This window comes from Micromonospora sp. NPDC049799, assembly GCF_040656655.1.
Lineage (GTDB): Bacteria > Actinomycetota > Actinomycetes > Mycobacteriales > Micromonosporaceae > Micromonospora.
Window position 1 is genome coordinate 1 of record NZ_JBFAMU010000210.1, and the last position, 8,490, is coordinate 8,490.

An 8,490-nucleotide genomic window follows, 5' to 3' on the forward strand; every position below is an offset into this window, starting at 1 on the left:
CCGGCGCCGCGGCGGCCCGGCCGGAGTGTGTGTACGGCCAGCGCCAGCGCGACCGCGGTGCCGAGCGCGAACCACACCCGGGCATCGGTCCACCAGGCGTCGGCGGCGGCGCGGGGCAGGCCGAAGAGGGCCATGCCCGGCTGGTACGGGGTGTAGCCGAGGAGCTGCTCGCCAGGGGGCAGGGCGGCGATCGCGTCGTGGCCGAGGTACGGGGTGCCGGTGTCGGCGAGTCGTCGTCCGGAGTCCTCGACGACGAGGACCTCCTCCTGTGCGCGGTCGGTGCGCCCGCCGGCCCGCTCGACGCTCTGCAGGACCACCGGCAGCAGGGCGGTCGTCGCCCAGGTGAAGGCGGTGACCGCCCACCGCGCGGGCAGCCCGGTCAGCCGGGACGCCGCGTCGCTGCGGCGCAGGAGCAGTTGGCCGGTCACCGCGAGCGTGGCGAGGAGGTAGCCGACGGCGGCGACCGCACCCCAGGCGCGGTGCGGGACCAGCGTGGAGGTGGCGGCGGTGACCGCGGCGAAGGCGGCGGAGACCGCGTACAGGCCGAGGTCGAGGGCGAGGCCACCGGCGGCGGTGTCGAGGGCCCGCCAGCCGCGGCGGGTCGTCGGGGCGGGGGCGGTCACGGCCGCCAGTCTGGCAGAGGGCCCGGTCAGGCGGGCAGGTGCCGGTCGGTGCGGCCGCGCGTGGCCGGGCGGCGGCCGGGGGCGAGCCGGATCACCGCGCCACTGTCGTGCAGAGGCGGGACGAGGACGCCCGGGCTGCCACCGGAACCGCGGCGGAGCGTGGCGAGGAGGGTCCCGGCGGGCGTCGGCCGGGCGAAGAGGTGGCCCTGGCCGGCGGTGCAGCCCAGTTCCCAGAGTGCGCGGCGCTGCGGCTCGTTCTCCACGCCCTCGGCGACGACGGTGAGGTCGAGGCTGCGGCCCAGGTCGAGGGTGGACCGGATGACGGCGGCGGCCTCCGCGGAGCTCTCCATGGCGGTGACGAAGCTCCGATCGATCTTCAGCTCGTGCACGGGGATGCGGGACAGCAGAGACAGTGACGAGTAGCCGGTGCCGAAGTCGTCCAGGGCCAGCCGGACGCCCTCGTCGCGGAGCCGGCTGAGTACGCGGTCGACGACGTCGAGCTGGCTGAGGGTGAGCGTCTCGGTCAGCTCCAGCACCAGCCGGTCCGGTGGCAGGTCATGGGCGCGCAGGCGGGCCAGCACCGAGCCGGGGAAGCGGGCGTCGAGGAGGCTGCGTGGCGAGACGTTGACCGCCACCGGTACGTCGAAGCCGGCGTCCCGCCAGCTGCCCGCCGCGATCAGGGCCTGGTCGAGGATCGCCTCGGCGAAGGCGGGGAGCAGGCCGGACCGCTCCACGGCCTCCAGGAAGCGCAGCGGGTCGATCATGCCGTGGGTGGGGTGGTGCCAGCGGGCCAGTGCCTCGGCGCCGATCACCACGCCGGTGCCCAGGTCGACGATGGGCTGGAAGTTCACCGTGAACTCGTGGTCGGCGACCGCGCGGGACAGGTCGCCGCCGAGGGTCAGCCGGCCGATGTCGGCGGTGTCCCGGGTCGGCGCGTACGTGGAGATCCGTTGGCCGGCCCGCTTGGCCTGGTACATCGCCACGTCCGCGCGGCGCAGCAACTCGGCCATCCCGCCGCTGGCCGGGGCGGCGGCGATGCCGCCGCTCGCCTCCACGCTGATCCGCATGCCGTCCAGGTCGAAGGGGTCGTGAAGTACCGCCAGCAGCGACTCCGCCCGGTGGGCGGCCACCGCCGGGGCCGGCAGGCCACGCAGGAGCACGGCGAACTCGTCGCCACCCAGCCGGGCCACCAGGTCCCCGTCCTGGGCGGCGGCGCGCAGCCGCTCGGCGACCTGCACGAGCACCTGGTCGCCGGCGGCGTGCCCGAGCGTGTCGTTGACCTCCTTGAAGTGGTTGAGGTCGATCAGCACGAGCGCGGTGACGCCCTCGGCGTGGCGGCTGCCGAGCTGCTCGGCGCCCTGGTCGAGCAGGTGCCGGCGGTTGGCCAGGCCGGTCAGCGCGTCGTGGGTGGCCGCGTACGCGTGTTCGGCGGCGACCCGGGCCAGCTCGGCGTACGCCTGGGCGTTGCGGACCGCGGTGCACAGGGCCGAGGCGAAGGTACGCAGGGTGTACTGCTCCCGCTCGGACAGCTGCACCGGCCCGCTGAAGCGCAGGCGCAGCACGCCGACGTCGGCCGTGCGGTCGTGGCCCTCCAGCGGGGTGTCCAGCACGGTCCCGTCCGCCGGATCCGGTTCACCGGCCGGACCGTCGTGGGTGATCCCGCCGGCCCCGCCGCGGACGGTCCGGCCGCTGTGGCGCAGCTCGATCTCCACCTCGTCGGCCGAGAAGAGCTCGGCGGCCTGGGTGACGGCGGTGGTGAGGACGGTGTCCAGCTCGACGACGTTGAGGGCGTCGGTGGTACGGGCGAGGCGTTGCCACGCCTGCTGCTCGGTGCGGGTCTTGACGCGATTGGAGTAGAGCAGGTGCAGGCTCAGGACCAGCGGTGGCACGGCGAGGAGGAGGCGTTGATCGAAACTGAGAGTGAGTACGGTTCCGATGATGACCAGCAGTCGCGCCGCGGCGCCGGCGAGTCGCAGGTCCCAGTCCCTCCGAAAGAGCTGGGTGATGGGCGTGGCGGTCGCCATGGCGATGACCGGGAGCGTGATCACCTCGTCGACGACGACAGCCGCGACGTAGGCGAGCGCGATGGAGGCGATCACGGCCGATGCAGAGGTGTCCGGTCCTGTCCACCCCGTGGCACCCAGGACCAGGCCGGCACTGCTCGCCACGAGGATGTTCTTTCCGACCCCGAACACGGCCCGGAGCGGCGGTACGCGGGCCAGGGCCGTGGCGATGGCGACGCCGACCCCGGTCGCCAGGACGACCATCGGGGCGGGAGCCAGCGCCAGGCCGATGAGGATGGCCGTTTCCGTCCAGGCGATGTTGTGGTGCGTCGTCCTGATCCGTACGCGTACGGTGACCCGGAAGCCGACGGCGACCAGCGAGACGAGGGCGAGCCAGAGGACGGCTGCCCCGGCCGCGTCGAGATGGGTCGCGGAGACGATGGTCGCGACTGCCGCCAGAATGACGACGAGACCGATGGTGGGTATGAGCCACCGATCGGTCTCGGTCCGTCTGTCCTGGGGAGCCACCCGCCGTCCTCATGTCGTCACCGAGAACTGAGCTCCGCAAGCGTACGTCGCTGATTGCTTCTTTCAGAAGGTCTGTCAGGTCCACTCGTGCGACTTCATCTTCCACCCCAGCTCGTCGGTTGGTTGTTACACCGAGCAAGGTAGGGGTAATTGCGGTTGTTTTGGTACTATATTTGTCTTTATGCGCAATATTCGTTAATGGATGCCTGCTTCGCTACTATGTGCATCGCGCTGTTGACTGACAGCGCCTGCCGACTCTCGCTCTGGTTCTGTCACGTCGCATCCTGTAACCAGCGGCCGGTGCCATTGCCTGGGCATCCAGTTTCGCAATTGCAGCCGCTATATCCCATCCCATCAACGGGTCGGTTCATCCTGCGCAGCCGTCACGCGTCGCCATCCGCCGATGATCCCGGCTGGCACGGCGGTCCCGAATCCAGAGAGGACTAGGCTCTGCCAGGCGTTCCGAATGACCAGCCAGTCGGAGCAGAGGGATTCATGGAGATTCGCGTCCTCGGTGGCTTGTGGGTGAATCTTGCGGGCCGGCCCATGCAAGTCGGAACACCGAAACAACAGACGCTCCTCGCGATGCTGGTAGTGCAGCCGGAGCATTCCGTCACGATCGATCAACTCGTCGACGAGTTGTGGCCCGAACAGCCGCCGAGGTCCGCGGTACCGAACGTGCGAGGCTACGCCGCAAATCTCCGACGGATGTTCGAATCGACCGGGACGGGAAAGGGCCTCCTGGTCAGGCACGGCGACGGGTATCGCCTCGACGGGAACTCCGTTCGTGTGGATCTTCTCCAGTTCTCGGTTGACGTCTCCGAGGCTCGGGCCGCGATGGGCCGCGGTGAACTGGCGGAGGCGGAGACCCTCACGGCTCGGGCGCTCGGGCGATGGCGGGGAGCGATGCTCGCCGGGATCCCGCTCGGTCCGCTGCTGACCGCGCGTGTCCTCGGCGCCGAGGAGCAACGGTTGGACGCCATGGAGCTGCTGGCTGGGCTGCGAATCGACCTGGGGCGACCTGAGCTGGCGGTACCGGTCCTTCGGGAGGCCGTCGCCCTCGCCCCCCTCCGCGAGCCCGCTCATGTCCTGCTGATGCGGGCGTTGCATCTCCGAGGTGACCACGCCGGAGCCGTTGCCGCCTTCGAAGCTGCCCGTCGGGCCCTCAAGGACGAGCTTGGCGTCGAGCCTGGTACGGGGTTACAGCGCATGTATCGACTCGTGTCAGACGCGGTCAGCGGTCCTTCCGTTCGGCAGAGCAGGACCACCTGGTTGCCTCGGCCGGTGCCGCATTTCGTGGGACGGGCGGAGATTCTCCACCGCCTGCAGGTCGACACCCGAAGGCTCGAAGCGCACACCTCACCCGTACACGTCATCGAAGGTATGGCCGGAAGTGGGAAGACCACAACGGCCGTGCGTCTGGCGCGCCTCCTGGCGGAGTCCTACCCTGACGCGGCGTTGTTCATCGATCTCAGAGGTCATGGCGACGGAGAGGCGGTCGAGCCGGTAGCCGCCCTGGGGGCCCTGTTGCGGCAGCTTGGGGTACCCAGCGGAAGGATTCCGGCGGAACTCGACCTACGGGTGGATCTGTGGCGTCGCGAACTCTCCAGCCGCCGCAGCGTCGTGGTCCTCGACAACGCCGCGACCGTCGATCAGGTCATGCCACTGCTCCCGTCGGACCCGGGCACCGTAGTTGTCGTGACCAGCCGACGCCGGCTCGACGGGCTGGACGACAACCCGCCGTATGCGCTTCCGGCCCTCGACCCGTCGGAAGGACTCTCCTTGTTCGCTGTCGCAGCGGGCGCGGACCGGGTCAAGGCCGAGCCCGAAGCGGCGGCTGCGGTGGTGCGGCGATGCGGCTACCTGCCTCTGGCGATCCGTCTCGCCGGCTCGCGCCTCGCACGTCGAACTGGCTGGCAGGTCCGTGACCTCGCCAGACTGTTGGACGACACGGCGGGACACCTCGGGAACCTCGTGCTGCGCGAGCCGGCGATGGCCGCGGCCTTCGCCGCGTCGTACGAGCCGCTGAGCATGCCGGCGAAGCGGTTGTTCCGTCTACTCTCGGTGCATCCCGGTCCGCACTTCACCCTGCCCATTGCGGCAGCGCTGACCGGTGAGCCCACGTCGACCACCGCCCGGACCTTGGACGAGCTCGTCGACTGCCACGTGGTCGAGGAGAGCCGGAGCAGGCGCTACCGGATGCATGATCTGATCCGCCGGTACTCGCTCGAACTGTCCCTGGAGACGGACAGCTCCGACAGTCGCGAGGCGGCACGTGTGCAACTCCTGGACTTCGTCCTGCACTCGGCTCTCGAGGCCGCCGACGTGTTGGAGTCGGGCCTGGCCCGGAGGCAGGTTCGTCCCGCCGACCCCTACCGTCCCGATCTCGTCGGCGCGACAGCGGGCAGGGCCGCCGACTGGTTCGAGGAGGAGCGACCCAACATCGTCGCCCTCGTCGCCTCCGCCAGGGAGCATGGCCATCACCGCAGCGCCTGGCAGTTGGCGAGGACGCTCTGGCGCTTCTGCTACATCCGCGCCTACTTCGAGGACATCATCGCGACCCACGGCCACGGCCTCTCCTCGGCAGAGGCGGCGGAGGACCTTGCCGGGATCGCGATGATGAACAACTATCTCGCGTCAGCCTATGTGCGGACGGGCAACTACCGAGGCGCACTCGACCACCTGACCGCCGCTGTCGCGGCATGCGAGCGCCAGGGCGACCGGTCGAACCTCTTCCGCTTCCGGGCCAACCTCGCGGCCGTGTACTGGCTCCGCGGTGATCTGCACGAGGCGGTCGAGGTCGGGGAGGCGGCGATGCGTGACAGCCGGGGATACAACAACCGCGAGGTGCCGAGCGGACTGGCCAACCTTGGTCTGGCGTTCGGAACCCTGGGACGGTATGAGAGCGCACTGCACATCCACCGCCTGCACCTGTTCTTCGGACGTGTCCACGGCGATTACTTCCACATCCTGAACGCGCTCGGCCACATCGGTGGCGTCAAGACGCGGATGGGACACCACGCCGCTGCTGTCCCCCTCCTCCGAGCGTCGATGGCACTCAGGGAACGAACGGGGCACCGGTACGCGGAAGCCGAGGTACGGAACGACCTCGGCGTGGCCCTACGCGGTCTCGGCGAGATCCCTGCCGCGATCCGAGAACACGAACACGCACGGCAGTTGGCGATGGACTCGGGAGAGCGACATGTCGAAGCGGCAGCCCTGAACGAGCTGGGCCGAAGCCTCGCCCTGTCGGGCGACGACCGGAGGTCCGCCGCGATGTTCGACGCGGCCCTCGGTGTCGCAACCCGGATCTCCCACCCCTACGAGCAGGGGCGGGCGCTGACCGGGCTGGCCGAGCACCTGGCGGCCACTGACCCCGCCGAAGCGCGGCGGCACTGGGAGCGGGCGTTGGCGATCTTCCGTCGGATGGGCGTGCCGGAGCGGCTCGAGGCGGAAAGGCGCCTGAGCGAGCTCCGCTGAGTTGCCGTTCCGGCGCTTATCGATTTCTTATCGCCACCCCGGCTAGCGTCGGCGACGTTCGACGAACGGGGGAGGTCCTGGCCGGCGCAGGACCTTTGTCGTCGAGACACCCGCCGTGCGGTCTCCCCCCAGCAGGCCCGGATGGCGGGACGGTGAGGGAGGGGCGGCGTCGAGGCGCCACGGCGTGGTTCCGCGGCGCCGCTCTTCCCGAGCAGCACGGCGCGGAGCTGTCGTCGTACCGGAAAGATAGGCTCCCGACCGTGACCGATCCCGCGCAGCTCACCCACGTCGACACCGCCGGTGCCGCCCGGATGGTCGACGTCTCCGCCAAGGAAATCAGCGGCCGGTCGGCCGTGGCCGCCGGCCGTCTGCGCACCACGACCGAGGTGATCGACCTGTTGCGGCGTGACGGCCTGCCGAAGGGTGACGCGCTCGCCGTGGGCCGGCTGGCCGGCATCATGGGCGCCAAGCGCACGCCGGACCTCATCCCGCTGTGCCACCCCATCGCGCTGCACGGCGTCACCGTCGACCTCACGCTCACCGTCGACACCGTCGAGATCACCGCGACGGCCCGGACGGCCGACCGCACCGGCGTGGAGATGGAGGCGCTGACCGCCGTGGCGGTCGCCGGCCTCGCGCTCGTCGACATGGTCAAGGCCGTCGACCCGGCGGCGAGCGTGGACGCCGTCCGGGTGCTCCGCAAGACCGGCGGCAAGACCGGCGAGTGGGTCAGACCGGAGGACCGGCCGTGATCCGGGCGCGGGTGGTCGTGGCCTCCAACCGGGCGTCCGCCGGGGTGTACGCCGACACCAGCGGCCCCCTCCTCGTCGCCGGCCTGCGCGACCTCGGCTGCGCGGTGGACGAGCCGGTGGTGGTGCCGGACGGCGACCCGGTGGGTGCGGCGCTGCGGGCCGCCGTCGCCGACGGGATGGACGTCGTGCTGACCAGCGGCGGCACCGGGATCAACCCCTCCGACCGTACGCCGGAGGTGACCCGGGCCCTGCTCGACCACGAGATCCCCGGGATCGCCGAGGCCATCCGTGCCCACAGCCGCGACAAGGTCCCGGCGGCGGCGCTCTCCCGAGGGCTGGCCGGTGTGATCGGCCGGACGCTGGTCGTCAACCTGCCCGGTTCGACCGGTGGCGCGCGGGACGGGCTCGCCGTGCTCGGGCCGATCCTCACCCACGCCGTCGACCAGCTCCGCGGCGGCGACCACCCGGCAGCGGAAGCGCCCGGCGGGGCGCACCGATAGGCTCGGCCGGTGAGCACGGAAACCGCATCGGCCGCCGATCGGGTCGCCGCGCCCCCGCCGGCGGGCTGGGACGAGGCGCGCTCCCGGGTGTACGCGGTCGGCCTGGCCGCCGCGCTTCCGGCCGCGAGTCGCCCCCTCGCCGAGATCGACGGACACACCCTCGCCGAGCCGCTGACCACCCGGACGGACCTGCCCGCCTTCCCGACGTCGAGCGTCGACGGCTGGGCGGTCCGCGGTCCCGGCCCCTGGCGGATCGTCGGACGGGTGCTGGCCGGCAACACTCCCGCGCCGCTGGGCGAGGACTCCACGACCGTCGAGATCGCCACCGGCGCGATGGTCCCCGAGGGCACGACCGCGGTGCTGCGGGTGGAGGAGTCGACCCGTACCGCGGAGGGCCTCGTGGCCGGCACGCCGCGGCCCGCGCCGGAGTGGCGCGAGCCCGGCGAGGAGGCGTACGCCGGAGAGGAGCTTCTCCCCGCCGGCACCCCGGTGGACCCGGCGCTGATCGGCCTGGCCGCCTCCTGCGGGCACGACAGCCTGCGGGTCCGGCGGCAGCCGCGCGCGGCGCTGCTGGTCTTCGGCGACGAACTGCTGACCGCCGGGC

General features: G+C 71.5%; 4 protein-coding genes and 2 pseudogenes. 4 read left to right on the plus strand and 2 right to left on the minus strand.

Annotated features, from left to right (window positions below; all coding sequences use genetic code 11):
* Window positions 1-623 (minus strand): annotated as a pseudogene (locus AB0I76_RS16985) (hypothetical protein); the annotation flags it as partial.
* A gap of 26 nt (window positions 624-649) precedes the next feature.
* Window positions 650-3,088 carry a bifunctional diguanylate cyclase/phosphodiesterase gene (locus AB0I76_RS16990; RefSeq protein WP_357035840.1) on the minus strand — a complete coding sequence of 813 codons (2,439 nt, stop codon included), beginning with the start codon at window positions 3,086-3,088 and terminating at the stop codon, window positions 650-652.
* Window positions 3,089-3,649: 561 nt separating this feature from the next.
* On the opposite strand from AB0I76_RS16990, the gene AB0I76_RS16995 reads away from it, so the two are divergent.
* The 4 genes and pseudogenes from AB0I76_RS16995 to AB0I76_RS17010 all read left to right on the plus strand — a co-directional run.
* Window positions 3,650-6,634, plus strand: coding sequence for a BTAD domain-containing putative transcriptional regulator (locus tag AB0I76_RS16995; RefSeq protein ID WP_357035831.1), 2,985 nt, complete (start codon window positions 3,650-3,652; stop codon window positions 6,632-6,634).
* 260 nt (window positions 6,635-6,894) lie between these two features.
* Complete coding sequence (gene moaC, locus AB0I76_RS17000; protein WP_357035834.1) at window positions 6,895-7,386, plus strand: cyclic pyranopterin monophosphate synthase MoaC; 492 nt, start codon at window positions 6,895-6,897, stop codon at window positions 7,384-7,386.
* Window positions 7,383-7,886: a MogA/MoaB family molybdenum cofactor biosynthesis protein gene (locus tag AB0I76_RS17005; protein ID WP_357035837.1), complete on the plus strand. Its 504-nt coding sequence runs from the start codon at window positions 7,383-7,385 to the stop codon at window positions 7,884-7,886. The genes moaC and AB0I76_RS17005 overlap by 4 nt, the downstream gene beginning before the upstream one ends.
* A gap of 9 nt (window positions 7,887-7,895) precedes the next feature.
* Window positions 7,896-8,490, plus strand: a pseudogene (locus AB0I76_RS17010) (molybdopterin molybdenumtransferase MoeA); the annotation flags it as partial.

Excerpts from the sequence above, each read along its gene's own strand:
- AB0I76_RS16995 (WP_357035831.1), top strand. The coding sequence starts at position 3,650 with ATGGAGATTCGCGTCCTCGGTGGCTTGTGGGTGAATCTTGCGGGCCGG.